A 26,872-nucleotide genomic window follows, 5' to 3' on the forward strand; every position below is an offset into this window, starting at 1 on the left:
TCCCGCGGAAGTCGCCCGGCGCCGGCTGGTCCCGGGGTGCCGCTCGGTACCGGCCGGTCTTCCTGGGCCGGTCGGTACGGGCCGATCCCGCTGGGTGTTGGCCGGTGCGCGGTGCGTCCGTCCGGCCGGCTCGTTCGGATGTGACGGTCGGGTCCCTTGAGCGCAATCTCGCCGCCTCGAACGTCACATCGATCGTCCCGTGGCGCGATAATCTCAGCGGGTGACTGCCGCCGACGCCTTCGCCACTGCCGCTGACGCCACTGCCGCTGCCTCCGTGGACACCCCCGGCGCCGACGCCGCCGACGACACCGCTGCCGCCGCGCACGAACCCGCCGTCACCGGCGTCGAACCTGCCGTCGCCGATTACGCCGAGTTCTGGGCGGAGGCCCGCATTGCGCGCCCGTCCTTACCCGCCGGGGTTCCTGAGGCATGGGCATTCGGTGCTACCCGGGAGCACGCCGACGGTCTGCTCGCGCTCGTTCTCGAGGGAAGGAAGACGGCAACAGCCTCCTCGCTGTGGGACTACGAGGAGGACGGGGAGCCGATCCCTGCGGTCGGCGATCTCTCGATCATCCTCGATGGTGCCGGCATTCCGCGCGCGGTGCTCGAGGTGACCGCGATCGAGATCGTTCCCTTCGGCCAGGTCAGCGACGACCATGCACACTCCGAGGGTGAGGACGACCGCACCCTGGGGAGCTGGCGGAGAGTCCACGAGACGTTCTGGCGTGAGTACTCCCCGCGTGGCTTCGCGCCCGACATGCCGGTGGTCTGCGAACGCTTCCGCGTCCTCCACCGAACCTCGGCGCTCAGCGGGTCCTGAGGCGCGGAGTCCCGCTGTTCGGCTCGTCGGGTCGCTCATCTCGTGCACCGCTGAGTGAGGAGGTACTCGCGGATGTCGCACCGGGACGGCGTGAACGGCGCTCCCGATCGAGCCGTTCCAGCTCTTCCCGTCGCTTCGTGCCGTAGTGCGCACCCCAGAGGGAGCCGGCAAGGCACATCAGTGCGACGAATACAGTTCCCATGACGTCAGGCTATCGACACCGGCAGTCTGTCGGGGCTGGTCACGGCGGACGACTGACGCGCTACCGCAGGGACAGCAGGCTCGCGGCGGTGACCTCGTCGACCACGACGTCGGTGGCGACCCCGGCGCGCAACGCGGCTCGCAGCGGCAGGGCCTTGCGGGTCCCGGCCGCGAGCAGCAGCCGGCGGGGGATGCGGGTGAGCTGGAACGGGTCCGGGCCCGAGCCGCGGGCGTTCATGTCGATGCCGCGGAAGGAGCCGTCGGCCCGCAGGAACACCGTGCACACATCCCCGATGGCGCCGTCGGCCCGCAGGGAACGGAGGTCCTCGCTGGTCAGGTAGTTGTTGGTGTAGACGTGGCTGGGGACCTCGGCGTCGAAGGCGCCGACGCTGAAGACGGCCAGGGTGCACTGGCGCTGCGTCTCCAGCACGCGCTGGACGGAACGCTCGCGCCACATGGCGTCGCGGGTGGCGGTGTAGTCGAAGAACGCGGGGACCGGGAAGTGGTGGACGGTCGCGTCCCACAGCGTCGCCGCCTGCGAGAGCACCGTGGAGACGTAGGTGAGCCCGGAGCCCTCGGTGTTGATGGCCCCGTTGAGCTGAACGATCCGCAGCCCCGGCACCGGGCGCGGGCCCACGGCGCCCACCAGTGCAGCGATGGTGGTGCCCCAGGCCATGCCGATCGTCATGCCCGGCTCCAGCATGTCGTCGAGGTACTCGGCCCCTGCCTCCGCGACGGCTTCGAGGCGTTCTCGCTCCCCGTCGGCCGGGCCGGCAGCGATCACGTGCGCCGTCACCCCGTACAGCTGGGCGATCCGGCGCCGCAGCGCCTCGACCCGGTGATCGCTGGGTGGGCGCAGGGAGATCTGCACCAGTCCCGCCTCGCGGGCATCGCGCAGCAGTCGCGAGACGGTCGAGCGCGAGACGGACAGCGCGCCGGCCACCGCCTCCATGGTCTGGCCCTCCTCGTAGTACATCCGTGCAGCATCGAAGGCCGTCTCGAGGCGTGTTCCCGGCGTCATACGGGCAGTCTTGCACGTTCGTGCACCACACTTGCGCGACGCTGCACGGAGGTTCGACGATGAGCGGAGTCGTCACAGAAGTCGTCATTCGCGAAGGAGCGTCACGTGTCCGACCTGCATCGGTCCGCCCTCACCCCGGAGAACAGGACGGAGCACCTGGCGCGCCTGCGCGCCGCGACAGCGGAGAACCCGCTGGACATCCTCGTGGTCGGGGGTGGCGTCAACGGCGCCGGCGCCGCCTTCGACGCCGCGACCCGCGGCCTGAGCGTGGGCCTGGTCGAGTCGCGCGACTGGGCCAATGGCACCTCCTCGCGCTCCTCCAAGCTCATGCACGGCGGCCTGCGCTACCTCCAGATGCTCGACTTCAAGCTGGTCGCCGAGGCCCTGCGCGAGCGCGACCTGCTGCTGGAGCACACCGCCCCGCATCTGGTGCGGCCCATCAAGTTCGTCTTCCCCTTCTTCAAGAAGGTCGTCGACCGCGCCTTCATCGGCTCCGGCGTGATGCTCTACGACGCCATGCAGTCCGTCGGCCGCAAGCGCGCCGTCCCCATGCACCGCCACCTCCTGCACGAGAAGATGCTCGAGGTCTTCCCCGCCCTGGACGGCGAGAAGGCCGTGGGAGCGCTGGAGTACTACGACGCCGAGGTCGACGACGCCCGCTTCGTGATGATGCTGGTGCGCTCCGCCGCGCAGCTGGACGCCTCGGTCGCCAACTACACCGCCGTCATCGACTACCTCCACGACGAGCGCGGTCGCGTCACCGGTGCTCGCATGCGCGATCAGGAGACCGGCGAGGAGTTCGAGGTCCACGCCCGCGAGACCATCCTCGCCGGCGGCGTCTGGACCCAGGAGCAGCAGGAGCTCGCCGGGGCCGACGCCGGTCTCGAGGTGCTCGCCTCCAAGGGCATCCACATCACCGTCGCCCGCGACCGCATCCCCGCCGCCCCGGACACCGGCATCATCACCCAGACCGAGAAGTCCGTCCTGTTCATCATCCCCTGGGACGAGTACTGGGTGATCGGCACGACCGACACCCCGTGGACCCAGGACCCGCGCACCGTCGGCGCCACCGCCGAGGACATCGACTACGTGATCGAGCACGCCAACGCCGTGCTCGCCGACGACCTCACCCGAGAGGACGTCGTCGGCGTCTACTCCGGCCTGCGCCCGCTTCTCCAGCCGGTCAAGAAGGGCAACGACTCCGGCTCCACGAAGGTCTCCCGCGAGCACACCGTGATGGAGATCGAGCCGGGCCTATCGGCGATCGCCGGCGGCAAGTACACCACCTACCGAGTGATGGCCGAGGACGTCGTCGACTTCGCCCTGAAGGACTCCGAGCCCGACCGCAAGAGCCTCACCCGCTCCCTCCCCGTGATCGGCGCCCAGGGGTTCACCGCCCTGCAGCGCGAGAAGGACCGCCTCGCCGCCCGCTACGGGTTCGACGAGGTGCGCATGGAACGCCTGCTGTCCCGCTACGGCGCCCTGCTGCCCGACGTGCTCGCGCTGATCGACGAGGACCCCTCCCTCGGGGAGCCGCTCGAGCACGCCGCCCGCTACCTCCGCGCCGAGGTGCTCTACGCGGTCCGCGCCGAAGGCGCCCGCCACCTCGCCGACATCCTCCAGCGCCGCACCCGCCTGGACTACGAGACGCCCGACCGCGGGACCGACGCCGCCGAGGAGATCGCCGCCCTCGTCGGCCCGGACCTCGGCTGGGACGAGGACGCCCGCCGCCGCGAGATCGACTCCTACCGGGAGTTCATCGCCGCCCGCCTCGAGGGCGAGCGCGCCACCAGCGACGAGCTCGTCTCGGCGCGCCTGGCCGAGACGACGGAGGTGCCGCCCCGGACCTGACCGCAGTCACGGGCGCCGGCCGAGCCTCGGCCGGCGCCGGTCGGGGTTTCCGCAGGCCTCTGCCTGCACCCCGACGGATGCCACCGGCCCCGCACCGCAGCGGGGTCGCTCGATGAGGAGGACCCATGGCAACCATTTTTCTCTACGAGATCGCCGGCACGGCGATGCTCACCCTGCTGGGCGGTGGTGTCGTCGCCAACGTGATCCTGGGCAAGACCAAGGGCAACGGCGGCGGCTGGCTGCTGATCAACTTCGGCTGGGGCCTGGCGGTTTTCGCCGGTGTCTGGACCGCGTACAAGACCGGCGCGCACCTGAACCCCGCGGTCACCGTCGGACTGCTCTCCAGCGGAGCCGGTGAATACGCCGACGGGATCCCGATCACCGTCGCCAACACCATCGCCTACTTCGCCGCCGAGCTAATCGGTGGTTTCCTCGGGGCCGTCGTCTGCTGGCTCGCCTACAAGACCCACTACGACGCCGAGACCGACCCGGGCACGATCCTGGGCACCTTCTCGACCGGCCCGGAGATCCGCTCCTACGGCTGGAACGTCGTCACCGAGATCATCGGGACGTTCGTGCTGGTGTTCATCATCATCATGTTCGGCAACACCCCGAACGAACTCGGCCCCCTGGCCGTGGCCCTGCTCGTGGTCAGCATCGGCGCCTCGCTCGGCGGTCCCACCGGCTACGCCATCAACCCGGCCCGTGACCTCGGCCCCCGCCTGGCCCATGCGATCCTGCCCATCCCGCACAAGGGCGGCAGCGACTGGGCCTACTCCTGGGTGCCGATCGTCGGCCCGCTGCTCGGCGGCATCCTCGCCGGCGTCGTCAGCATGGCGTTCTGAGCCTCGATATCCCGGGCCTCGATACCCCGGACCTCGAAACCTGAGTCCCGAGATCCGGGCCTCGATGTCCGGCCCGAGCCTCCTCCCCGCCTACGACGCACCGCGTCACCCTTTTCAGAAGAACCCGCTCATCACACGAAGGAGTCCCGATGAACGACCAGCAGCAGTACATCCTCTCGATCGACCAGGGCACCACCTCGACCCGCGCGATCGTCTTCGACCACGGCGGCCAGATCGTCGCCACCGGCCAGAAGGAGCATGAGCAGATCTTCCCCAAGTCCGGCTGGGTCGAGCACGACCCGGTGGAGATCTGGCGCAACACCCGCACCGTCGTGGGCCAGGCGCTGACCGGGGCCGACATCAACCGCCACCAGCTGGCGGCCGTCGGCATCACCAACCAGCGCGAGACCGCCGTGGTCTGGGACAAGAACACCGGTGAGCCCGTCTACAACGCGATCGTCTGGCAGGACACCCGCACCCAGCGCATCTGCAACGAGCTCGCCGGGGACGAGGGTCCCGACAAGTACAAAGAGCGCGTGGGCCTGCCGTTGGCGACCTACTTCTCCGGCCCCAAGATCAAGTGGATCCTCGACAACGTCGAGGGTGCCCGTGAGCGCGCCGAGGCCGGCGACCTGCTGTTCGGCAACACCGACGCCTGGGTGCTGTGGAACCTCACCGGAGGCCTCAACGGCGGCGTGCACGTCACCGACGTCACCAACGCCTCCCGCACGATGCTCATGAACATCGACACCCTCGACTGGAACGAGGACATCGCGGCGGACATGGGCATCCCGCTCTCCATGCTCCCGGAGATCAAGTCCTCCTCCGAGGTGTACGGTCACGGCCGCAAGAACGACCTGCTCATCGACACCCCGATCGCCGGCATCCTCGGCGACCAGCAGGCGGCCACCTTCGGCCAGGCCTGCTTCGAGATCGGCCAGGCCAAGAACACCTACGGCACCGGCAACTTCATGCTGATCAACACCGGCGAGGAGCTGGTGCGCAGCGAGAACGGGCTGCTGACGACGGTGGCCTACAAGATCGGCGAGAACAAGCCGGTCTATGCCCTGGAGGGCTCCATCGCGGTGACCGGCTCGCTGGTGCAATGGGTGCGAGACAACCTGGGCATCATCAAGGAGGCCCCGGAGATCGAGGACCTCGCCAAGAAGGTCGACAACAACGGCGGCTGCTTCATCGTGCCCGCCTTCTCCGGCCTGTTCGCCCCGCACTGGAAGCCCGACGCCCGCGGCACCATCGTCGGCATGACCCGGTTCATCAACAAGAACCACATCGCCCGCGCCGCGCTGGAGTCGACCGCGTTCCAGTCCGCCGAGGTGCTCGACGCCATGAACGCGGACTCCGGGGTCGACCTCACCGAGCTCAAGGTCGACGGCGGCATGGTCATGAACGAGACCCTCATGCAGTTCCAGGCCGACATCCTCGGGGTGCCCGTCGTGCGCCCGAAGGTCATCGAGACCACCGCGCTCGGCGCCGCCTACGCCGCCGGCATCGCGGTGGGCTTCTGGGACGGCGAGCAGGACGTCATCGACAACTGGGCCGAGGACAAGCGCTGGGAGCCCGACATGGACTCCGAGACCCGCGACCGGTACCTGCGCCTGTGGAACAAGGCCGTCGAGCGCACCTTCGACTGGGTCGACGACGACACCGAGGCGCTGTTCGGCTGACGCCGCTGCCCGGCTGTGACCGCGCGGCTGCACGGCTGCGCGGCTGTGACCGCGCGCCGATGCGCGGCCGCGCGGCTGTGACCGCGCGCCGCGTGGAGCACCCCCTCCCAGCGGACCGGAATCCGACATGGATACCGGTCCGCTGGAGGGGGTGCTCCACGCGAGGCGTTCCGTGCACGGGGTGAGGTACGCGAGGTGTTCCGTGCATGGGGTGCTCCACGCGAGACGTTCCGTGCACGGGGTGGGTGCGCGCCGGGACTGGCCCTGCGGCCGTTTGCGGGAGGGGGCGGGATGTGAGATAGGTGGCGCCCGTGCCCAGTGACGATCCGGCTACGACTGCCGCGCCAGCTCGTGATCGGGATGAGGATCTGGCTACCCGCGCGTAGGCTCAGCGCCACCCATCGCACCCCCGCTTCCCCTGAGACCCCACTCTGAGATCGGAGCCTCCTCATGGATCTCGCCTTCAGACTCGTCGCCCTGGCCGTCTACTTCGCCGCGATGATCGGCATCGGCCTCTACGCCTTCCGCAAGACCCGCGGCGGTGAGGACTACATGCTCGGCGGGCGCCAGCTCCACCCGTTCGTCGCCGCTCTGTCCGCCGGCGCCTCGGACATGTCCGGCTGGCTGCTGCTGGGTCTGCCCGGAGCGCTCTACATGGGCGGGCTGGTCGAGGCGTGGATCGCCATCGGCCTCACCATCGGCGCCGGACTGAACTGGTTCTTCGTCGCCCCCAGGCTGCGGCAGTACACGCAGATCGCCGGTAACGCGATCACCGTACCCAGCTTCTTCGGCAACCGGCTGCACGACCGCACGAACATCCTGAGGATCGCCGCGGGCCTGATCATCCTGGTCTTCTTCACCTTCTACGTCTCCTCCGGCATGGTCGCCGGCGGCGTGTTCTTCCAGTCGATGTTCGGCGGCCCGTACGTGACCGGCATGCTCATCGTCGGCGGCGTGACGGTGCTGTACACGCTGTTCGGCGGGTTCCTCGGCGCGACCTACACCGACGTCGTCCAGGGACTGGTCATGCTGGTCTCGCTGCTGATCGTGCCGATCACCGCCATGTTCGCCGTCGGCGGGCCGGTGGCCATGTTCGAGTCGGTGCGCGAGGTCGACGCCGACTTCGCCAGCCTGACCGCCGGCGGCTCCGCCCTCGGCATCATCTCCGCTCTGGCCTGGGGCCTGGGCTACTTCGGCCAGCCCCACATCATCGTGCGCTTCATGGCGCTGCGCTCCTCCCGCGACGCCCGCTACGGGCTGGGCGTGGGAATGGTCTGGATGATCATCTGCGTGATCGGGGCCGTGTTCACCGCGCTCGCGGGCCTGGCCTACTTCCAGCAGAACGCCGACGCGGTCCTCACCGACGAGACCAACGGCGAATCCGTCTTCCTCGACCTCTCCCAGATCCTGTTCCACCCGATCGTGGCCGGTGTGCTGCTGGCCGCGGTGCTGGCGGCGATCATGTCCACCATCTCCTCGCAGCTGATCGTGACCAGCTCCGCCCTCGTCGAGGATCTCGTCGGCGGTTTCGGCGCGAAGCTCGGGGACAAAGGCGCGCTGTGGGGCGGCCGCATCGGCGTGCTCGCCGTCTCCGTGGTCGCGATGCTGCTCGCCCTCGCCCCGGACAGCTCCGTGCTGGAACTGGTCTCCTTCGCCTGGGCCGGGTTCGGCGCGGCCTTCGGCCCGATCGTGCTGCTGGCCCTGTTCTGGCGTCGCCTGACCATGGCCGGCGCCGCGGTCGGCATGGTCTCCGGCGCCGCCGTCGCGTTCATCTGGGGCTGGTTCACGCCCGATGTCGCCTGGGGCCTGTTCGGCGACGAGCACCTCTACGAGATCATCCCCGGCTTCCTGATCTGCCTGATCCTGGCGATCCTCGTCAGCCTGGTGACCCCGCAGCCGCCGGCGCTGGCCATGCGCGAGTTCGACGACACGGTCGAGACGGTGACCACCGGGGAGATCCCGGCCCACGCGGCCGACGGGGAGACCGGACGCCCCGCCTCGACCGTCTGAGAGGGCGGGTGCCCCGGTGCCGTCGGCGGCGCCGGCTCACTGCCCGAAGAGGCGATCCTCGGCGCCGCGCACCCCGGGCCGGACCGCGAAGAGCGAGCCCGCCTGGAGGTCCTCGCCGTCGGGGACGTTCTCCCGGCTGGTGGTGATGTACAGCGTGCCGCGATCCGCACCGCCGAAGGTGCAGGCGGTGGTCTGGCGGGCATCGACTGTGACGCGCTCGGCGACGCCGCCGTGCTCGTCGAGACCCAGCACCGTGCCGGCACCGTTCATCGCCACCCAGACCCTGCCCTCGGCGTCGAGCGTGAGCCCGTCGGGGTGGCCGTCCTGGCCGGTGAGGTCCGCGAAGGTCCGGCGGCCGGTCAGGCCCGCGTCGTCGGACCAGTCGAACAGGTCGACCCGCCCGGTGGGGGTGTCGACGTAGTAGGCGCGGCTGCCGTCGGCCGAGAAGGCCAGGCCGTTGGAGATCGTCAGTCCCGTCAGCATCCGGCTGGTGGTGCCGTCGGGCAGCAGGCGCCACATGGCCGCCGCTCCCTCGCGGGCGTCGTAGGCCATGGAGCCGCACAGGAAGGAGCCGTCGGGGGCGACGGCGCCCTCATTCATGCGCACGTCCTCCTCCCACAGCGGGGGCAGGGGATCGATCGCTCCGTCGGCGTCCTCGAGGGCGAAGCCCTTCTCCAGGGCGAGCACGGCGCCGCCGCTGGCTGCCGGGCGCACGCAGGCCACGACGTTGCTCGGGGTGGGAATGCGGCGAACGGTGCCGGATTCGTCCAGGTGCATGACGTCGCCGGCGAGCATGTCGACCCACCGCAGTCCGCCCCAGCTGTTCGACCAGTACGGGCCTTCGGCGTGGTGGCAGATCGACTCGGTGATGCGTTCGGCGTGCATGGGGCCTCCGTATGCCGGCGGTGCAGCGGTGGCTCCCTACGGTAGCCGCTGGGGAGGGTGAGCAGGGCGTCAGCTCTCCCGCGCAGCAGCGCGGCCGACGGGGAGCTCCGAGCCGCGACAGATGCGCCGCCACAGCTCGAAGTGCTCCTCCATGGCCGCGGTGACCGCCTCCTTCCGCCGCGAGCGCAGGGCACGGGTGATCTCGAAGTGGACGGTATCGGTCTCGAAGCTCCGGGGGAGGTCGCCGTGGTTGCGCGCGATCTCCCGGCTGATGGCGATGCGACGACGTTCGAGCAGCAGGTCGTGCAGGGCCCGGTTCATGCCGTCGACGACATATGTCGTGATGGGGTTGGCGAAGATCCGCAGCAGTGACGTGTGGAAGGTGTGGTCCGCTGCCAGGCCGCCGGCGAAGTCCCGCGAGGAGGAGGCGTCGACCATGGCGCGCACCTGGTCCTCGAGGCCCTGGATCTGCTCGTCGGTGACGTGCTCGGTGATCTTCGGGGCGATCGCCACTTCGAGCGTCTCGCGAGCCTCGTTGATGTGCGAGACGGTCACGAGCCCGGCCCGCAGCATCATCTCGAAGCCGTTCCCGGAGCCGGCCCCCGGGGTGCCGGGGGAGACCAGCACATTGCCCGATCCCTGGACCTTCCGCAGGATGCCCAGCATCTGCAGGCCGGAGAGCTGCTCCCGCACCCGGGCGCGGGACATGCCGCTGAGCTCGGCGAGCCGGCGCTCGCTGGGGATGAGGAGACCGCGCTCGACCTCGACGCCCTCCCGCACGAGCATGTCGAGGAACTCCTGGACCCCGGGATCCATGTGACCTCCTTCGCCGCGCGCACCGGCTCGAGGGCCGGCGAGGATCTGTGACCTGCCATGATATCGGTCGGCCAGGGGCCCGCGGTGCCCGGTCCCCGGGCGCTCGTTTCGGGGGCCGGGCGGGAGCTCGGCAGCGCACGGCGTCGTCCCCGCCGGTGCTCACGGGACGCGGGAGGGCGCTCCTACTCCTCCAGCCACTCGGTGATGAACCGATCGCTGCTGTGGATGTGGATCCCGCTGTAGCCGCCGAGCGACTCGAAGCGGTGCGGGGTGTTCGCGGGCGCGACCAGCAGCTGCCCGGCGGACACCGTCACCTGGCGATCGGCCACCGTGAACACGGCTGACCCGGCCTGGACCAGGAAGGTCTCGTCGTAGGGGTGGCGGTGCAGCCGGGGACCGAGCCCCCGGCCGAGATCACGTTCGACGATGATCGAGATGGAGGCGCCGTGATCCCGGCCCTCGAAGTTGCCGCTCGGCAGGTCTGCGAGGTCTATGGTCTCGATGCTCATGACAGCCCCCTTCGGCTCGCGCTCTCGACGCTAGCACCGGGGGCGCGGGTCGACAACGGATCCCGACGCGGCGGCCGAGAAGGCGAGCCGCCGGTGGACGGTCGGCGGCTGCCGCGGCCTGCTGCGGCACCGCGCGCTCACCCGTGCTGCTGGATCTCCGAGAGGGCGTGCGTGACGTCCCGCGTCGCGGGGTAGAGCTCGCGGTACATCCGGTACAGCTGGTCGTACCGGGCACCGGCGTCGGGATCGGGCACGCACACGTGATCGATCCCGTTCCAGGTACTGGTGTCGGAGCCGTGGGCGAGCTGCGCGGCGAGCATCGCCGTGCCGTAGGAGGCGCCGACCGTGCGCCGCGGGATCTCCTGCGGCAGCCCGGTGACGTCGGAGACGATCTGCGGCCACAGCTCGTTGCGGATCCCGCCGCCGACGGCGACCATCCGCTCGATGACCACACCCGCCTCGCGCAGCGCCTCGAGATGATGGCGCACCCCGTACGCCGCCGCCTCGAGCGCCGCCCGGTAGAGGTCTCCGCGCGTGTGCGACAGCGTGAGCCCGGCGATCACGCCGCGGGCCGACGGGTCGTGCATGGGCGATCGCTCCCCGGCGAAGTAGGGCAGCATCAGCAGGCCGTTCGCGCCGACGCCGCTGGTGGCGGCCTCGTCGATCAGCGTGGCGAAGTCCGCCTCGCCGGTCAGCTCCCGCATCCAGGCGGTGATCGCGCCCGAGCTGGCCATCCCGCCGGAGAGGGTGAACGTCCCCGCGGAGGTGCCGGCGGTGACCCATAGGGTGCGGCTGGGAGCGGGCTCATCGGTGATCGCGACCAGGAACGTCGTGGTGCCGTACATCAGCATCACGTCGCCGGGCGCGGTGGCGCCGACGCTGATCGCCTCCGCCCAGGCATCGACCGTGCCGGTGATGACGGGGATCCCGGGCGACAGGCCGGGCACCGCGCTCGCGGCAGCTGCGGTGACGGTGCCTGCGGCCTCGCCGGCCCACTGCAGCGGCGGCAGCTCCAGACCTGGTGCGACGTGATCCGACCAGGGCCGATGCCAGTCCAGCGTCCCCGTGTCGTACAGCGGGGTGACCATGCTGGCGCTGGCATGGTCCAGTACGTACCGCCCGCTCAGGCGGAACGCCAGGTACGAGGCGGGCATGAAGAGTCTGGACGCCCGGGCGAAGTGCTCCGGCTCCTGCTCGGCGACCCAGCGGATCTTGGGGCCGGCGGCCTGCGCCGAGAGCACGCTGCCGCAGCGCTCGAAGATCTCCTGGTCGCCGAACCGTGCGGTGAGGTCGGCGATCTGCGCCTCCGCGCGGGTATCGACCCCGTAGAGGATCGCGGGCCGCACCGGGTGCCCGGCGTCATCGGTCAGCAGGACGCACGGGCCCATCCCGGAGACGCCGACCGCCGTGATCCGGGCGTCCGCGGTTTCGGTGAGCTCGGCGGTCAGGGAGACGACCTCGTCCCACCAGATCTCCGCGTCCATCTCCACGTGCCCGGGAGCGGGCCGATCCACCGCGTGCTCGCGTACCGCGCACGCCAGGATGGTGCCGTCGAGGGCCACCAGCACGCCCTTGGTGCTCGAGGTGCCGACGTCGATGCCGAGCACGGCCTCAGCGCGATCTGCCATCGGCGCGCCCTCTCCTCATCGTCACCTCGGTGTGCGGCAGCCCTCGCCGGGTCCGGCGGGGTGTGCCCATCCTGCCATTGTCGGCGCCGGGACCGAGCCGCGTGCACCCCTCGCCGAGGGGAGCTTCCATGCCGCCGACCAGGACGGGTGGCGCCGCTGCGCCCGTCGGGCGATGGTCCGGCGGTTGCGTGAGGGGCCGTCGGACTCTATAGGATCAGCGCTCACGGACGACCCGTCCGCGGCTCGAAGGCGCCGACGCAGCGGTCGACGACAACGCGATGACGGTGAATGAGGTGGACGTGCTCGAGAGCCATATGGATCTGCAGCTCCTGCACCGCGCCGCGTCCGCCTACTACGTCGAGAATCTTCGCCAGGCCGAGATCGCCGAGAAGCTCGGCGTCTCCCGGCCCACCGTGAGCAAGCTGCTCAGCGAGGCGCGCCGGATCGGGATGGTGCGTTTCGAGGTGCTCGACGTCCCCGAGGAGGACGTCACCGAGCTCGAGAGCCGCCTGCGGGCTCTGCTCGGGGTCGAACGGGTGCGGATCGCGCCCGGCGACCAGGCGCAGCGCGACTACCGCGGTCTCGGTGACCAGCTGGGGGAGGAGCTGCGCCGTCTGGCCCTGCGCCGCGACGACGTCCTGCTGGTCTCCTCGGGCCGGACCACCCATGCCGTCAGCCGGATGGAGCTGCCCCAGCTCGCCGGGGTGGTCGTCGCCCCCACCGTCGGCGGCCAGCAGGAGTCCGATCCCGCGTTCCAGACCAACGAGACGGTGCGGAACCTCGCCACCCGCACCGGGGCGCAGCCGCGATTCATCTTCGCTCCGGCCCTTCCGAGCCGGAGCCTGTGGCGGTCGCTGCAGGCGGACCCGAGCTTCGTGGAGATCATGGACCTGTGGGCGCGTGCCAGCGTGCTGGTCACCGGCATCGGAGCCCCGTACCTGGAACGGGAGTCGCTGACCTCGGTGGTGCCGCGGGATGATCCCTCGCTGGCCAGCGCCGTCGGCGACATCTGCCTGCACTTCTTCGACGCCGACGGCGAGCCGGTCGTCTATCCCGGCTCCGATCTGCTGGTACGCCCGACGCTGGACCAGCTGCGACAGATCCCCACCTCGATCGCGCTGGCCGCGGGCCGCGGCAAGGCCGCCTCGATCCGGGCGGGCGCGAAGGCCGGGCTGTTCACGACGCTGATCACCGACGCCCCCACCGCAGAGCAGGTGCTGGCCGACTACGGGGACGCGGACCCGGCGTAGTCGCGGCCGACCCCGAGGCGTCCCCCGCGCGTCCGAGGCGCCGTCGACTCCGAGGCATCACCACCGTCATCGGGCTATTCAGGTGGGGCAGGTCCCCACGCCCGCCGCCCCATGTCCGCGGGCGCCGCGCGGTCCGAGGTGGAACATTTGTGCTTGACGAATGTGCGGGACGGTGCCTACGCTCGCACCGAGACGGGGCACACCGCAGAGCCGCACCCCGATCCGGCAGGCGCCATGACGACGCCCGGAACGTATCGAAGGAGATGTGTCGAGATGACCGAGACCCCCCAGCACGAGATCCCACGGACCATGCAGGCCGTGGTCATGCACGCCCCGGAGGACTACCGCCTCGAGGAGCTCGAGGTCCCGGAGCCGGGCGACGACGAGCTGCTGATCCGCGTCGAGGCCGTCGGCGTCTGCGCGAGCGACCTGAAGTGCTACCACGGGGCCGCCAAGTTCTGGGGCGACGAGAACCGTGATCGCTGGGTCGATCCGGGCATCACGCCCGGTCACGAGCTCGTCGGCGAGGTCGTCTCCGGCTCGGCCGAGGCGCTCGCCCAGCACGGCGTCCAGCTCGGTGACCGCATCGCCTGCGAGCAGATCGTGCCGTGCGGTGAGTGCATGTACTGCCAGCGCGGCTGGTACTGGATGTGCGGTCCGCACGACATGTTCGGCTTCAAGCACTTCAACGGCGCGATGGCCGAGTACATGCTGGTCCCGCCGCAGGCCCGCGCCCACCAGGTCTCCAAGGAGATCCCCGCCCACCACGCCGCCTTCTCCGAGCCGCTGTCCTGCTCGCTGCACGCCGTCGAGCGCGCCCAGCTCAGCTTCGACGACGTCGTCGTGGTCGCCGGCTGCGGGCCGATCGGGCTCGGCGCCATCATCGGCGCCGCTCACAAGAACCCGAAGACGGTCATCGCCCTCGACTTCGACGAGCACAAGCTCGAGCTGGCGAGGAAGTGCGGCGCCGACCTCACCCTGAACCCGTCCACGACGGACATCTACGAGGAGATCCGCGGCCTGACGGGCGGCTACGGGGCCGACGTGTACATCGAGTGCACCGGTCACCCCAGCGCGGTCGGCCAGGGCCTGAACCTCCTGCGCAAGCTCGGCACCTACGTCGAGTACTCGGTGTTCAAGGAGGACGTGAAGGTCGACTGGTCGATCATCTCCGACGACAAGGAGCTCGACGTCCTCGGGGCTCACCTCGGCCCGAACTGCTGGCCCGCCGCGATCAAGATGATCGAATCCGGCGAGCTGCCCATGGACGAGATCTGCACCCACCAGTACGGCCTCGGTGAGGTCCAGACCGCCCTGGACCAGGTCGCCGATTCCGCCGGCGCCTCCGTCAAGGTCTCCATCCTGCCCGGTATCTGAGCCGTCTGCGGACGGCCTGCGCAGCCCCGGGTGCGGCGCCGCCCCTCGTCATCCCGCACCTGGGCCCCGTCTCCCGAGCCGGCGGTTCCCGTCCCGTGCACGCTGCGGTGCACAGCCGCCGTCTCCTATCCAACCGATCCGGCGGTGCGCCCCACCTGATCGCCCACATCGCCGGCCGAACGCACATCCGGCACCCCGTCGACGCTGACGGACGCGTATCCGCTCCGTGCTCGGCCCGCAATGCACCAGCCGGAACACGGCACCACTCTCCACCGCACCAGTCGCACCAGCCACACCACCCTCCACGGCGCCAGCGGAGCACGGTGCCCGTCGCAGCACACGCACCCGCCGGTCATCCGGCGGCCGGACACCCACCGGCCGGGCCCCACCGGCTGACCACCCACCGGCCGGACACCCACCAGCCGGAGCAACCAGAGGAAGGCTCACCATGAGCACCGCATCCGCCGCGGCACCCAGCACCGGGCGCCCGGCATCGCCGAGGAAGCACACCGGCCGCTGGGTCGCGGCAACCCTGACCCTGATCGCCCTGCTCGTCGTCGTCCTGGGCACGAAAGTGGTGCCTCAGGGGGAGGAGTCCCAGGCCGCCGGACCGGAGGAGTTCGACAAGGCCACGTTCGGAGCCGAGGAGTTCCCGAAGGTCCAGGAGCAGATCACCGAGCGCGCCGTGGAGGCTCCCGAGCTGGCCGCCGCGATCGCCGAGGACCCAGACGCCGCGGCCTCCGAGCACGGGGTCGAGGCCGCCGGGAACACCGTCTACTCCACGACCTTCACCGGCACCGTCGGCGAGGGCGAGGCCGGCATCTACGAGGTCGACGTCGAGGGTATGCCCCAGGACGTCACCGTGCGCATCCAGACCGGCCCGGCCATCAACGGCACCGACCTGCGCGATGCCACCGGCTCCTACGGCTTCGGCCAGTTCACCAACCAGATCGAGTACCAGGACGCCGGCGCCGCGTTGAACGATGAGGCGAAGAAGCAGGTCCTCGAGCCCGTGGACCCGACCTCGCTGCCGGGCGAGACGGTCACTGTCACCGGGGCCTTCACCGCGATCAACCCCGAGGGCTGGCTCGTCACCCCCGTCTCCCTGGAGGTCCAGTGAACACCGACGACGTGGTTCTTCATGCGCGCGACATCGTCAAGACCTATGGGGGCACCCGGGCGCTGAAGGGCGTGGACTTCGGCGTCCACCGCGGCCAGGTCACCACGCTGTTCGGGGAGAACGGCGCGGGGAAGTCGACGCTGATGAAGATCCTCTCGGGCGTGGAGCAGCCCACCTCGGGATCGATCATCCTCGACGGGCAGCCGGTCACCTTTGCCACCACCAACGACGCCCGCGACCACGGCATCGCGATCATCCACCAGGAGCTGAGCCTCGCCCCGAACCTTTCGGTGCGCGACAACATCTTCCTCGGCCGGGAGATCACCCGCGCCGGCGGCGTCGACTACGCCGAGGAGACGCGACAGGCCGCCGCTCTCCTGGCCGACCTGCGACTGGATGTGAGTCCCGCGGCCATGGTCGGCGACCTGCGCGTCGGCCAGCAGCAAATAGTCGAGATCGCCCGGGCCCTGTCCATCGACGCCCGCATCCTCATCATGGACGAGCCGACGTCGGCCCTGGCGGCCAAGGAGGTCGAGATCCTCTTCGGAATCATCGAGGAGCACACGGCCCGCGGCGTCTCCCTGGTCTACATCTCCCACCATCTCGAGGAGGCGCTGCAGGTCACCGACCATGCCGTGGTGTTGCGGGACGGCACCATGACCGCCCGCGGGGACCGCGAGGAGATCGACCTGGCCTGGATCGTCCAGCACATGGTCGGCGAACACTTCGACCTGGGCTCCCCACCGGAAGGCCACGCGTTCGGCGATCCCGTGCTGGAGATCCAGGACCTCACCGTCCGCGACCCCGAGAACCCCGAGCGTGCCGTCGTCGACGAACTGTCGCTGACGGTGCGCGAAGGCGAGATCGTCTGCCTCTACGGGCTCATGGGCGCTGGCCGCACCGAGGTGCTGGAAGCCGTCGCGGGTCGCGGCCGCATCGCCGGTGGCCGGATCCTCTACCGCGGGCAGCAGCTCGGCCCCGAATCGATCGGCGAACGCATCGCGATGGGGATCGGGCTGGTGCCGGAGGATCGCCAGCGCGATGGGCTGGTCCAGACCATGTCCGTCGGCCAGAACCTCACCCTCTCCAGCATCCGGCAGTTCCTCACGCGCGGCTTCCTCTCGCGCCGCAAGGAGACTGCCCTGGCCGACGGGCTGATCCGGGACGTCACCGTCAAAGCGCCCGGGCCGCAGACCCCGATCGGCTCCCTCTCCGGCGGCAACCAGCAGAAGGTCGTCATCGGCAAGGCGCTGGCGACCGGACCCGGCGTGATGCTCCTGGACGAGCCCAGCCGGGGCATCGACATCGGGGCGAAGGCCGAGGTCTTCGGTCTGCTCGCCGACCGGGCCCGCGAGGGCCTGGGCGTCGTCTACTCCACCTCCGAGGTCGAGGAGTGCTTCAGCATCGCCCACCGCATCGTGGTGCTGCGACGCGGTCGCATCTCTGCCGAATTCGGACCCGACGCCGCGAAGTCCGACGTCATGGCCGCCTCCGGCGAAGTCGTCACCTCTTGACCCCGCACCCAGGAACGGACAGCACGATGACCTCCACCGCAGCGACCACCACCGCAGAGACCTCCACCACCGCAGGTGAGGGTGCGAAGAAGCTCGACCTCTCCAAGCTCCTCATCGAGGGGCGGGCCTTCCTGGCCCTCGCGCTGATCATCGTCGTCTTCTCGCTGCTCTCGCCGAACTACCTCACCGTCGACAACCTGCTGATCATGGCCTCCCACGTCGCGATCTTCGCGCTGCTGTCGCTGGGGATGCTGCTGGTGGTGCTGACCGGCGGCATCGACCTCTCCGTCGGCTCCACCCTCGGGTTCACCGCCGTGATCGCCGGCTTCCTGCTGCGCGGCGTGCCGCTGGACATCTTCGGGGTGACGCTCTACCCCAGCGTGCCCGTGGCGGTGCTGATCTCCGTCGCCCTCGGCGGAGTGATCGGCCTGGTCAACGGCCTGCTCGTGGCACGGTTCCACGTCGCCCCGTTCGTGGCGACCCTCGGCATGCTCTACGTGGTGCGCGGATTCGCGCTGCTGATGACCAACGGCCGCACCATCAACGACCTCTCCGGCACCGAGGGCCTGGGCAACACCGGCTTCGAGTGGCTCGGGTTCAACCGCATCCTGGGAATCCCCGCCGGCGTCCTGATCATGGCGGTGATCGCGCTGGTCCTCGCCGTGGTGCTGGCCCGGACCACGTTCGGGCGCTGGCTGTACGCCACCGGCGGAAATGAGCGCGCCTCCCAGCTCTCCGGCGTGCCCGTGCGCTCGGTGAAGATCTGGGTGTACGTGATCTCCGGGCTCTGCTCCGCCGTGGCCGGGCTGATCCTCGCCTCGACCCTCACCAGTGCCAGCCCCACCGCCGGCAATACCTACGAGCTGACCGCGATCGCGGGCGTCGTCATCGGCGGCGCCGCTCTCTCCGGCGGTCGCGGCACCGTGCGTGGCACCCTGCTGGGCGCCTTCGTGATCGGGTTCCTCTCCGACGGGCTCGTCCTCGTCGGCGTCTCCGAGTACTGGCAGACGGTGTTCGTCGGCGCAGTGATCATCGTCGCCGTACTGCTGAACTCCCTGCAGTACGGGAGGCCGCGCAGGGCCAAGCAGACCCCGACGACGACACCGCCCAGCGGCACGCCCGTGCCCGCTCCCGCCGCCTCCGGGGCGAAGCCGGCCGACGGCGGGACGACCGACGGTGCGTCGGCAGGCGGTGCGGCGACCGACGGCGCGGCGGTCGATGGCGCGGCAGCCGGCGGCGGCCCCTCGCCCGGTACGCCGGCCCCCGACCGGGCCGAGGAGCCAGGCAGTGGCGACCCGGGACCGGACCGCCGGCACTGACCACTCCGACCGCCGGCACTGCCCCCTCCGGGCCCTCACAGACCCGGGACCAGAACCCTGCAAGAGCCCCGATGCACCCCGGCCGGGCTGCATCCCCTCGAAAGGAACACATCATGGAACGTAGGCATTTCCTCTCCGCACTCGGCATCGGCGCCGCGGCGGCCGGCCTGGCGGCGTGCTCGACCGGATCCGGCGGCGGTTCGTCCGACGGCGGCAGTGCTGGCGGCGGCGGTTCGTCCGACGGCGGCCTGATCACGATCATCGTCAACGATCCCTCCAACCCGTACTGGAAGACCGAGGGCGATGTCGCCGCGGCCAAGGCCGAGGAGCTCGGCTACACCACCACCGTCGGTGCCCACAAAGGTGACACCAACACCGAGAACACGCTGGTCGACACAGCCATCTCGAACCGGTCGGTGGCGGTGATCATGGACCCGGCCGACGCGGACGGCTCGATCGGCACCATTAAGAAGGTCGTCCAGGCCGACATCCCCGTTTTCCTCATCAACGCCGAGATCAACGAGGAGGGCGTCGCCAAGGCGCAGTTGGTCTCGAACAACGCGCAGGGCGCGGCGCTCGGCGCCCAGGAATGGGTCAAACGTATGGGGGAGGAGGGCACCTACGTCGAGCTGTTCGGCCTGCCTTCGGACAACAACGCCCAGACCCGCTCGAACGGCTTTACGACCACGATCAGCCAGTACCCCGACCTGGAGAAGGTCGGTGAGGAGGTCGCGGACTGGGACCGGACCCTGGGGCACGACAAGGCGCAGTCGCTGCTGCAGGCCAATCCCGATATCAAGGGCCTGATCTCCGGCAACGACGAGATGGCGTTGGGCGCGATCGCGGCCTTCCAGGAGGCCGGAGTCCTCGAGGACATCGTGGTGGGCGGCTTCGACGGCTCGCCGGACGCCGTGGAGGCGATCAAGAACGGCGAGCTCGCCTACACCGTGCTCCAGCCCGTGGCGCAGTTCGCCGAGCAGGTCATCGAGATGGCCGACGATCTGCTGCGCAACGGCACCGAGCCGGAGCAGGAGAAGCAGGCGCTGGACTGCATCCTCATCACCGAGGAGAACGTCGACAAGATGACTGCACCGTTCACCTACACCGAGTGAGGAGGAGGGTGCGGCGGAACATTTGTGCTTGACGGATGTTCGGTGCTCGTCCTAGGGTCGCCGCGTCGACCGCCGGGCGGTACGCCCGGCACCGCAGTGACGGCCGCGAGAGCGACCACCGCACACGAAGGAGTGTCCGTATGAGTTCGGCACCGATGGCGACAGGCGCAGCCGGCGCCGACGACGAGGCGGGAGTCCGCGAGGGCTTCCTGGACCGGATCGGGATCCCGCACCCACTGCGCTGGGGCTTCCTGGGCGTCCTGATCTTCATGACCGGCAACGGCGTCGAGTCCAACATCGTCTCCCCACACATCGCCGAGACCTTCGGCGGCGGGGATGCGAAGATCGACCTCGCCGCCCGGATCATCGCCGCCTACAGCCTGGCCGTGCTCGTCGGCTCCTACCTGGCCGGCGCCCTGTCCGATCTCTGGGGCCCGCGCCGCGTGATGGCGCTGGGCTTCGGGGTGTGGGTCGTGTTCGAGCTGGCCTTCCTCGGCTCCCTGCAACTGGAGTCGGTGCCGCTGGTGGCGCTGTCCTACTTCCTGCGCGGGTTCGGGTTCCCGCTGTTCGCCTTCGCGTTCCTGGTGTGGATCAACGCCGTGGTGAACAAGGCGCGCAACGGAGCGGCCGTCGGCTGGTTCTACGTCATGTTCACCGGCGGCCTGCCCACCCTGGGCTCGCTGGTCGCCGTGTTCCTGATCGACGGCTTCGGCGGCGGGTTCCTCGGGCAGTACTGGGCGATGCTCGCCTCCACCGGGATCGTCACGATCGGCTTCCTCATCGCCTGGTTCGGGGTGCGCGAACGCCACGGCAGCATGCGCCTGGCCCCCGCGGGCGAGAGCAGAGGCTCCGTGATCCTCTCCGGCCTGCGGCTGACCTTCACCAACAAGCGCATCGCCATGGGCTTCCTGACGCGCCTGATCAACACCGCCCCCGAGTTCGGGATGTTCATCATCCTGCCGAGCGTCATCGCCGGCTCCATCGCCGACGGCGGGCTGGGCTGGAGCATGTCGCAGTGGCTGGTCATGACCAGCGTGGTCTATGCCGGCAACATCCTGTTCAACGCAGCCTTCGGTGCGCTCGGCGACAGCTGGGGCTGGACGAGGACGGTGCGCTGGTTCGGCATCGTCGGCTCCTCGATCGGCCTGCTGCTGTGGTGGTACGTGCCGCACTGGGTCCCCGCCGGCTCCGACTGGGGCTTCGTCGTCGCGGTCGCCGCGGGCACCGTGTTCGGCATCCTGCTGGCCGGCTTCGTGCCGCTCGGCGCGATCATGCCCGCCATCGCCCCCAAGCACACCGGCGCGGCGATGGCCATGTACACCACGGCCGCCGGCGGGGCGACGTTCCTCGGCTCGGCCGTGGTCGCCGTGGTCCGCCCGTGGGGCGGGAACGTCGGCGTGGTCTGGGCGTTCGTGCTGCTGTACGCCTGCGCCTTCGTGATGACCTACTTCCTCAAGGTCCATCAGCCGAGCCTTCATGGTGAGGACCGGTCCTCCGACGAGGCCGCCACGCCGGCGGCGGCCCGCTGAGAGCCGGCCCACCGATGTCTGACGGGTCGAACGGAGCCTGGTTGCCTCCCGGCACACACTTTCCTATAGGATCTTGCGTGCGAGGCGTTCCGTCCTGTCCCGCCCGGCGGCACCGACGCAGTGGCCGACGTCGACGGTCCGCCCGTCCTTCCGGGCTGATCGCCCGGCACGGGCGCCGTGCCGGCCGCTGTCGGCCGACGACCCGGGCCCATCTGGTCGGCGCACCGCCCATCAGGCAGGCTGGCCCTGTACCCGCCCCTCATATCCCTGCAGAGAGAGTTCGACGATGACTTACCTCTTCGATGACCCGAAGTCGTTCCCCGCCGACGCCGTGGAAGGCCTCGTGGCCGCCCACCCCGACGAACTGCTGCAGGTGCACGGCGGGGTGGTGCGCGCACTGGCCACTCCGGAGGGCGCCCCGGCGCTGGTCGTCGGCGGCGGATCCGGTCACTACCCGGCCTTCGCCGGCTGGGTGGGTCCCGGCTTCGCCCACGGCGCCCCGTGCGGCAACATCTTCTCCTCCCCGTCGGCCGACCAGGTCTACTCCGTCGCCCGCAACTCCGACAACGGCGGCGGCGTGATCCTCGGCTTCGGCAACTACGCCGGCGACGTGCTCCACTTCGGGGTCGCCGCCGAGAAGCTGCGCGCGGAAGGCATCGACGTGCGCATCGTCAAGGTCAGTGATGACATCGCCTCCAACTCCGAGGACAACCACCGCGACCGCCGCGGCATCGCCGGTGACCTGGTCGTGTTCAAGGTGGCCGGCGCCGCCATCCAGGCCGGGGCCGACCTCGACGAGGCCGAGCGCCTGGCCTGGAAGGCCAACGACGCCACCCGCTCCCTGGGTGTGGCCTTCGACGGCTGCACGCTGCCCGGGGCTGAGGATGCCCTCTTCCACGTGCCCGAGGGCAAGATGGCCATCGGCCTGGGCATCCACGGGGAGCCCGGGATCGACGAGAAGCCGATGCCCAGCGCCGCCGAGCTCGCCGAGGTGCTGGTCGAGGGCGTGCTGAAGGAGACGCCCGAGCTCGACTCGCAGCGGGCTGCGGTGGTCCTGAACGGACTGGGCACCGTGAAGTACGAAGAGATGTTCGTGGTGTGGAGGCACGTCTCGGCGCTGCTGCAGGACAAGGGCCTCACGCTCGTGCGCCCCGAGGTCGGCGAGCACGTCACCAGCCTCGACATGGCGGGCCTCTCGCTCACGGTGATGCGGCTGGACGACGAGCTCGAGCAGCACTGGCTCGCCCCCGCCGACACCCCGGCGTTCCGTCGCGGCGGCACGGTCGAAGGGCCGGCCGGCCAGGAGCGCGGCGAGCTCTACACCCCCGGCGAGGACCCGATCCCCGAGGCCACCGACGCCTCGCGTGACAGCGCCCGCCGCATCACCGAGATCCTCGCCGACCTCCAGAGCCTGCTCGAGGAGCTGGAGCCGGAGCTGGGCCAGCTGGACTCGATCGCCGGCGACGGTGACCACGGCCAGGGAATGGTCCTCGGCGCGCGCGGTGCCCACGCCGCCGCCTCCCGCGCGCTCGAGCGCGGTGCCGGCGCCCGCACCGTGCTGGTCCAGGCCGGAGCCGCCTGGTCCGCCGAGGCCGGCGGGACCTCCGGTGCCCTCTGGGGCGCGGTGCTGACCAGCGTCGGCGGCGGTTTCCGCGACGACGAGGCCGTCAGCGACGAGCAGATCCCCTCTGCCCTGGCCCAGGCCGTCGAGGCGGTCGAGCGCCTGGGCGGGGCCAAGCCCGGGGACAAGACCATGGTCGACGCGGCGGTGCCGTTCCGTGAGACCCTGGAGTCGGCCGACGGACCCGCCGCCGAGGCGGTCACCGCCGCCGCCGAGAACGCCACAGCGGCCGCCGAGTCCACCGCGGATCTCGTCGCCCACCTGGGCCGAGCACGCACCCACGGCGAGAAGTCCAAGGGCACGCCCGACCCGGGCGCGATCTCCTTCGCACGGATCGTGACCCGCCTCGGCGAACTGCTCTCGGCCTGACCGTCCGGTCGACCGGCGACGGTCCGGCAGGGCTGGTCCCGGGCCGCAGCCCCGCCGGCCCGCTGACAACTGCATAGAACGACACCGTCTCCGTCAGCCATCCTCATCCATCACCCGAAGGAGCAGCCATGGGCTGGAAGATCATCACCGGATCCGACAACGCCGGATTCGGCCACAAGAGTGCACTGAAGGAACTGCTCGAATCCGACTCCCGCGTCGACTCCGTGATCGACGTCGGTGTCACCGGCCGGGAGGACGGCACCTACTACCCCAACGTCGCCATCGAGGCGGCGGAGAAGATCGCCGCCGGCGAGGCCGACCGGGCGCTGCTGATCTGCGGCACGGGCCTGGGCGTGGCGATCTCCGCGAACAAGGTCCCCGGCATCCGTGCCGTGACCGCGGACGACCTCTACTCCGTCCAGCGCTCCGTGCTCTCCAACGATGCGCAGGTGCTGTGCATGGGCGAGCGCGTGGTGGGCCTCGAGCTCGCCAAGGAACTGGTCAAGGTGTGGCTGGACCTCGAGTTCGACCCCAACTCCTCCTCGGCGGCGAAGGTCGACGCGATCTGCGCCTACGACGGGTCGCTCGACAAGTCCTGACCCGACAACCGGGTACTGGCGTGTGAGCGGGTGCCGTGGCCATATACGCCACGGCACCCGCTATGTCGCCAGTAGTCGGGCGTCCCCATGGTCGACGACGCCCGACCCGCGAACCTCGGCGCAGTCCGCCAGGTCACGCGCGCCGAGGTCGAGGCGTCACTGAGGCAGGCCTGGCAGGCCGTCGATACTGTGGGTGTTCTTCTCGGCGCGGTAGCGCTCCATGCCGTCCTCGCCCTTCTTCTCGGCCTGCAGCCGGAGCAGGTCGCGCTCGCCGCTCATCTCCATGACCGGCACGCCCCAGCCGCATGAGTCGCTGATCCGCGTGACGTCGACCGTGATGACGGCCCGTGTGCTGGGATGCGCGGGGTGGAGTGCCACGACCTCGTCGAACTCCGTGTCTCCCGGGACGAAGACACGGCCGTTGCCGTGCAGGCGCACGATGCGTGGCCGTGCCTCGAAGGAGAGGAACATCAGGCACACGCGCCCGTTCTCGCGGAGGTGCGCGATGGTCTCGACGCCGCTGCCGGTGTAGTCGACCCAGGCGACGCGGTGCGGGCCCAGCACGGAGAACGAATCATGGCCGCGGGGCGAGACGTTCACGTGCCCTTCGGCGCCGAGAGGGGCGGTGGCGACGAACCACATCGGCTGCTCGGCGATCCAGCCCCGGAGACCCTCGTCGATGGAGTCGAAGACTTTTGCCATGGCACGAGGCTACGGGGTGAGGCCCGTCGTCCCCGTGTGCCGGAAGGCCGATGCGTCCGCGGTCGCGATGGCACCGTCGGGCGGCCCAATGGTCGACGACGTCCGCCCCGCGAACCTCGGCGCAGTCCGCCAGGTCACGCGCCCCGGGGTCGGGCCGTCACTCCGCCAGCGCCCGCCCCCGCTGCTCGGGCAGGGTGAACGCGGCGCCCGCCGCCAGGGCGAAGGCCACCGCGAAGACGGCGAAGGACAGCACCTGCCCGCCGGTGGCCAGCAGCAGCGGCACCATGAACGGTGCCAGCAGCGAGGCGATGCGACCGAAGCCGGCCGCCGCGCCGGTGCCCGTGCCCCGCACGGCCGTGGGGTAGAGCTCCGGGCCGATCGCGTACAGCGCGCCCCAGGCTCCGAGGTTGAAGAAGCTCAGGCAGCAGCCGGCCACGATGATCAGCACCTCGGTGTCCGCCAGGCCGTAGGCGGTGGCGGAGAGGGCGGAGCCGGCCAGGAACAGCGTCAGCGTCCAGCGGCGCCCGATGACCTCGATCAGCCACGCGGAGACGGCGTAGCCGGGCAGCTGGGCGAGGGTGATGATCAGCGTGAAGGTGAACGACTGGGTCAGGGTGAAGCCGCGATCGACCAGCAGCGTGGGGATCCAGATGAAGGCCCCGTAGTACGAGAGGTTGATGCAGAACCACACCGCCCACAGCCCGGCGGTACGGCGGCGCAGCAGCGGCGACCAGATCCCCCCGGCGGTCTCGGAGCTGAGGGGATCGGCGGGCGGCGGTTCGGTGGTGACCCGCGCGGCGGGCGCTGCGGGCGACTCCGGGGAGACCTGCTGCGAGGACTCGGAGGAGTCCTGCTCAGCGGCCACCGGGGAGGCGAGTCCGGCCGAGTCCTCGAACCCGCGCACGATGGTCTCGGCCTCGTCGTGACGGCCCTGCTTCTCCAGGAAGCGCACCGACTCCGGCATCCCCAGGCGCACCACCACCGAGTACAGCGCCGGCACCAGACCGATGGCCAGCGCCCAGCGCCAGCCCGTGGGCCCGGAGGCGGCCACGAACGTCCCGATCACCGCGGCCAGGATCCACCCCAGGGCCCAGAACGCCTCGAGCCACACGACCACGCGTCCGCGAATACGGGCCGGGGCGAACTCGCTCATCAGGGTCGAGGCGACAGGCAGCTCGGCCCCCAGTCCCAGGCCCACCACGAAGCGCAGCAGGATCAGCACGCCGACGCCCATCGCCAGGGCGGAGGCGCCCGTGGCCAGGCCGTACACGAGCAGGGTGAGGGCGAAGACGCTGCGCCGGCCGAGGCGGTCGGCGAGCAGCCCGCCCAGGCTCGCCCCGATGGCCATGCCCGCGAACCCCGCCGAGGCGATCAGCGAGCCGTCGCCCTTGCTCAGCTCCCAGTGGACGCTGAGGGCGGCGATGACGAAGGAGATCAGGCCGACGTCCATCGCATCCAGCGCCCAGCCGATGCCGGAGGCGCCCAGCATCCGCCCGTGCTTGCGGGTGAAGGGCAGGCGATCCAGGCGCTGCGACCTGGTCAGGGGGCGGGCGGCGCCGACGGGGGAGGCGTCGGGCGAGGCGGGGGTGGGGCTCATCGTCATCTCCGGGATGGCTGGGCGGTTCCCGAGCCATGATGGCGCACGCCCCACCGGGCGCAACCCCCTCTCGGGGCCCCGCGCGGCCGATCGCGCACGGCCGGCCCCGCAAGACTCCTGGTCACTGTGATAAAAAGCCTCGAAGGTCTCGGATCCGTTGCGAAAGTCCGCCCGCGGCGTGTCCGGGCGCGAGGCGGCCACCGTCGGCAGCGTCGCGTGTCTCACATCACGTCATGCTCACGTGGGAAGACCGTTTGACAGCCGGTTTACAGCGCTGCAAACTTGGCCGGGCGTGGCAACCGCGGTCGCGGACGCACTGCCCGGTCTCCTCGACCGGCCGGTGCCCGCGGCCGAGGAGGATTGCCCGACGTCGGCGCGAGCACGCGCGACGACGACGCGTGACGGTGCGCCCGAGGAGGCCCGATAGTGCGAACGAGAACACGTGGTGGACCAGAGCAGGTGGCCCGGCGAGGATTCCTCGCCGGCGCCGCA

Annotated in this window: 21 protein-coding genes; 14 read left to right on the forward strand and 7 right to left on the reverse strand. The window is 70.5% G+C overall.

Annotation, left to right across the window (positions count from 1 at the left end; genetic code table 11):
• The first annotated feature begins 220 nt into the window (after nucleotides 1-220).
• Nucleotides 221-820 (forward strand): ASCH domain-containing protein, encoded by a 600-nt coding sequence (locus ACFQRJ_RS15950; protein WP_377020207.1) that lies wholly within the window; start codon nucleotides 221-223, stop codon nucleotides 818-820.
• A 262-nt stretch (nucleotides 821-1,082) separates the two neighbouring features.
• Here ACFQRJ_RS15950 and ACFQRJ_RS15955 read toward each other — a convergent pair whose 3' ends face one another.
• Nucleotides 1,083-2,042 carry a sugar-binding transcriptional regulator gene (locus ACFQRJ_RS15955; protein WP_377020208.1) on the reverse strand — a complete coding sequence of 320 codons (960 nt, stop codon included), beginning with the start codon at nucleotides 2,040-2,042 and terminating at the stop codon, nucleotides 1,083-1,085.
• 105 nt (nucleotides 2,043-2,147) lie between these two features.
• Here ACFQRJ_RS15955 and ACFQRJ_RS15960 point away from each other — a divergent pair, with 105 nt between their 5' ends.
• The 4 genes from ACFQRJ_RS15960 (at nucleotide 2,148) to putP (ending at nucleotide 8,433) form a co-directional block, all read left to right on the forward strand.
• On the forward strand, nucleotides 2,148-3,893 hold the full coding sequence (locus ACFQRJ_RS15960; protein WP_377020209.1) for a glycerol-3-phosphate dehydrogenase/oxidase: 1,746 nt from the start codon (nucleotides 2,148-2,150) through the stop codon (nucleotides 3,891-3,893).
• A 125-nt stretch (nucleotides 3,894-4,018) separates the two neighbouring features.
• Nucleotides 4,019-4,738, forward strand: a complete 720-nt coding sequence (locus ACFQRJ_RS15965; RefSeq protein WP_377020210.1) for an MIP/aquaporin family protein — start codon at nucleotides 4,019-4,021, stop codon at nucleotides 4,736-4,738.
• Nucleotides 4,739-4,887: 149 nt separating this feature from the next.
• Entirely contained in the window at nucleotides 4,888-6,423 is a 1,536-nt protein-coding gene (glpK, locus tag ACFQRJ_RS15970) for a glycerol kinase GlpK (RefSeq protein ID WP_377020211.1), read from the forward strand.
• A gap of 450 nt (nucleotides 6,424-6,873) precedes the next feature.
• The gene (putP, locus tag ACFQRJ_RS15975; RefSeq protein WP_377020212.1) at nucleotides 6,874-8,433 is read left to right on the forward strand and encodes a sodium/proline symporter PutP; all 1,560 of its coding nucleotides are present in this window, start codon (nucleotides 6,874-6,876) and stop codon (nucleotides 8,431-8,433) included.
• A 36-nt stretch (nucleotides 8,434-8,469) separates the two neighbouring features.
• Here the strand turns inward: putP and ACFQRJ_RS15980 are convergent, their stop codons facing one another.
• From ACFQRJ_RS15980 to ACFQRJ_RS15995, 4 genes are all read right to left on the reverse strand, one after another.
• Nucleotides 8,470-9,318 (reverse strand): SMP-30/gluconolactonase/LRE family protein, encoded by an 849-nt coding sequence (locus tag ACFQRJ_RS15980; protein ID WP_377020213.1) that lies wholly within the window; start codon nucleotides 9,316-9,318, stop codon nucleotides 8,470-8,472.
• 69 nt (nucleotides 9,319-9,387) lie between these two features.
• Nucleotides 9,388-10,134 (reverse strand): FadR/GntR family transcriptional regulator, encoded by a 747-nt coding sequence (locus ACFQRJ_RS15985; RefSeq protein ID WP_377020214.1) that lies wholly within the window; start codon nucleotides 10,132-10,134, stop codon nucleotides 9,388-9,390.
• Between the two features lie 182 nt (nucleotides 10,135-10,316).
• Nucleotides 10,317-10,643 carry a cupin domain-containing protein gene (locus ACFQRJ_RS15990; protein ID WP_377020216.1) on the reverse strand — a complete coding sequence of 109 codons (327 nt, stop codon included), beginning with the start codon at nucleotides 10,641-10,643 and terminating at the stop codon, nucleotides 10,317-10,319.
• 137 nt (nucleotides 10,644-10,780) lie between these two features.
• The gene (locus tag ACFQRJ_RS15995; protein WP_377020217.1) at nucleotides 10,781-12,271 is read right to left on the reverse strand and encodes an FGGY-family carbohydrate kinase; all 1,491 of its coding nucleotides are present in this window, start codon (nucleotides 12,269-12,271) and stop codon (nucleotides 10,781-10,783) included.
• A 278-nt stretch (nucleotides 12,272-12,549) separates the two neighbouring features.
• Between ACFQRJ_RS15995 and ACFQRJ_RS16000 the strand changes: the two genes are divergently transcribed.
• From ACFQRJ_RS16000 to ACFQRJ_RS16040, 9 genes are all read left to right on the forward strand, one after another.
• Complete coding sequence (locus tag ACFQRJ_RS16000) at nucleotides 12,550-13,521, forward strand: sugar-binding transcriptional regulator (RefSeq protein ID WP_377020218.1); 972 nt, start codon at nucleotides 12,550-12,552, stop codon at nucleotides 13,519-13,521.
• Between the two features lie 273 nt (nucleotides 13,522-13,794).
• Nucleotides 13,795-14,898 carry a zinc-binding dehydrogenase gene (locus tag ACFQRJ_RS16005; RefSeq protein WP_377020219.1) on the forward strand — a complete coding sequence of 368 codons (1,104 nt, stop codon included), beginning with the start codon at nucleotides 13,795-13,797 and terminating at the stop codon, nucleotides 14,896-14,898.
• A 448-nt stretch (nucleotides 14,899-15,346) separates the two neighbouring features.
• Complete coding sequence (locus ACFQRJ_RS16010; RefSeq protein WP_377020220.1) at nucleotides 15,347-16,018, forward strand: DUF2291 family protein; 672 nt, start codon at nucleotides 15,347-15,349, stop codon at nucleotides 16,016-16,018.
• Nucleotides 16,015-17,532 (forward strand): sugar ABC transporter ATP-binding protein, encoded by a 1,518-nt coding sequence (locus ACFQRJ_RS16015; protein ID WP_377020221.1) that lies wholly within the window; start codon nucleotides 16,015-16,017, stop codon nucleotides 17,530-17,532. Before ACFQRJ_RS16010 ends, ACFQRJ_RS16015 begins: the two co-directional genes overlap by 4 nt.
• Before the next feature lie 26 nt (nucleotides 17,533-17,558).
• Nucleotides 17,559-18,851 (forward strand): ABC transporter permease, encoded by a 1,293-nt coding sequence (locus ACFQRJ_RS16020; protein WP_377020222.1) that lies wholly within the window; start codon nucleotides 17,559-17,561, stop codon nucleotides 18,849-18,851.
• Between the two features lie 113 nt (nucleotides 18,852-18,964).
• The gene (locus tag ACFQRJ_RS16025; protein ID WP_377020223.1) at nucleotides 18,965-19,963 is read left to right on the forward strand and encodes a D-ribose ABC transporter substrate-binding protein; all 999 of its coding nucleotides are present in this window, start codon (nucleotides 18,965-18,967) and stop codon (nucleotides 19,961-19,963) included.
• A 140-nt stretch (nucleotides 19,964-20,103) separates the two neighbouring features.
• Complete coding sequence (locus ACFQRJ_RS16030; RefSeq protein WP_377020224.1) at nucleotides 20,104-21,492, forward strand: RbtT/DalT/CsbX family MFS transporter; 1,389 nt, start codon at nucleotides 20,104-20,106, stop codon at nucleotides 21,490-21,492.
• Between the two features lie 286 nt (nucleotides 21,493-21,778).
• Complete coding sequence (locus ACFQRJ_RS16035; RefSeq protein ID WP_377020225.1) at nucleotides 21,779-23,482, forward strand: dihydroxyacetone kinase family protein; 1,704 nt, start codon at nucleotides 21,779-21,781, stop codon at nucleotides 23,480-23,482.
• A gap of 128 nt (nucleotides 23,483-23,610) precedes the next feature.
• The gene (locus ACFQRJ_RS16040; RefSeq protein ID WP_377020226.1) at nucleotides 23,611-24,081 is read left to right on the forward strand and encodes a ribose-5-phosphate isomerase; all 471 of its coding nucleotides are present in this window, start codon (nucleotides 23,611-23,613) and stop codon (nucleotides 24,079-24,081) included.
• A 156-nt stretch (nucleotides 24,082-24,237) separates the two neighbouring features.
• Here ACFQRJ_RS16040 and ACFQRJ_RS16045 read toward each other — a convergent pair whose 3' ends face one another.
• Both ACFQRJ_RS16045 and ACFQRJ_RS16050 read right to left on the reverse strand, forming a co-directional pair.
• Entirely contained in the window at nucleotides 24,238-24,783 is a 546-nt protein-coding gene (locus tag ACFQRJ_RS16045) for a pyridoxamine 5'-phosphate oxidase family protein (RefSeq protein WP_377020227.1), read from the reverse strand.
• A 157-nt stretch (nucleotides 24,784-24,940) separates the two neighbouring features.
• On the reverse strand, nucleotides 24,941-26,380 hold the full coding sequence (locus ACFQRJ_RS16050) for an MFS transporter (protein ID WP_377020228.1): 1,440 nt from the start codon (nucleotides 26,378-26,380) through the stop codon (nucleotides 24,941-24,943).
• Nucleotides 26,381-26,872 lie beyond the last annotated feature (492 nt).

The organism is Brachybacterium sp. GCM10030252 (genome assembly GCF_042666535.1).
Classification (GTDB): domain Bacteria; phylum Actinomycetota; class Actinomycetes; order Actinomycetales; family Dermabacteraceae; genus Brachybacterium.

Coding starts and splice junctions, on each gene's coding strand:
- ACFQRJ_RS15990 (WP_377020216.1), bottom strand. CDS start 10,643: ATGAGCATCGAGACCATAGACCTCGCAGACCTGCCGAGCGGCAACTTC.
- ACFQRJ_RS16050 (WP_377020228.1), bottom strand. CDS start 26,380: ATGAGCCCCACCCCCGCCTCGCCCGACGCCTCCCCCGTCGGCGCCGCC.
- ACFQRJ_RS16035 (WP_377020225.1), top strand. CDS start 21,779: ATGACTTACCTCTTCGATGACCCGAAGTCGTTCCCCGCCGACGCCGTG.
- putP (WP_377020212.1), top strand. CDS start 6,874: ATGGATCTCGCCTTCAGACTCGTCGCCCTGGCCGTCTACTTCGCCGCG.
- ACFQRJ_RS15995 (WP_377020217.1), bottom strand. CDS start 12,271: ATGGCAGATCGCGCTGAGGCCGTGCTCGGCATCGACGTCGGCACCTCG.
- ACFQRJ_RS16005 (WP_377020219.1), top strand. CDS start 13,795: ATGACCGAGACCCCCCAGCACGAGATCCCACGGACCATGCAGGCCGTG.
- glpK (WP_377020211.1), top strand. CDS start 4,888: ATGAACGACCAGCAGCAGTACATCCTCTCGATCGACCAGGGCACCACC.
- ACFQRJ_RS16010 (WP_377020220.1), top strand. CDS start 15,347: ATGAGCACCGCATCCGCCGCGGCACCCAGCACCGGGCGCCCGGCATCG.
- ACFQRJ_RS15985 (WP_377020214.1), bottom strand. CDS start 10,134: ATGGATCCCGGGGTCCAGGAGTTCCTCGACATGCTCGTGCGGGAGGGC.
- ACFQRJ_RS16020 (WP_377020222.1), top strand. CDS start 17,559: ATGACCTCCACCGCAGCGACCACCACCGCAGAGACCTCCACCACCGCA.
- ACFQRJ_RS16030 (WP_377020224.1), top strand. CDS start 20,104: ATGAGTTCGGCACCGATGGCGACAGGCGCAGCCGGCGCCGACGACGAG.
- ACFQRJ_RS16040 (WP_377020226.1), top strand. CDS start 23,611: ATGGGCTGGAAGATCATCACCGGATCCGACAACGCCGGATTCGGCCAC.
- ACFQRJ_RS16025 (WP_377020223.1), top strand. CDS start 18,965: ATGGAACGTAGGCATTTCCTCTCCGCACTCGGCATCGGCGCCGCGGCG.
- ACFQRJ_RS15955 (WP_377020208.1), bottom strand. CDS start 2,042: ATGACGCCGGGAACACGCCTCGAGACGGCCTTCGATGCTGCACGGATG.
- ACFQRJ_RS15980 (WP_377020213.1), bottom strand. CDS start 9,318: ATGCACGCCGAACGCATCACCGAGTCGATCTGCCACCACGCCGAAGGC.
- ACFQRJ_RS16045 (WP_377020227.1), bottom strand. CDS start 24,783: ATGGCAAAAGTCTTCGACTCCATCGACGAGGGTCTCCGGGGCTGGATC.
- ACFQRJ_RS15965 (WP_377020210.1), top strand. CDS start 4,019: ATGGCAACCATTTTTCTCTACGAGATCGCCGGCACGGCGATGCTCACC.
- ACFQRJ_RS16000 (WP_377020218.1), top strand. CDS start 12,550: ATGACGGTGAATGAGGTGGACGTGCTCGAGAGCCATATGGATCTGCAG.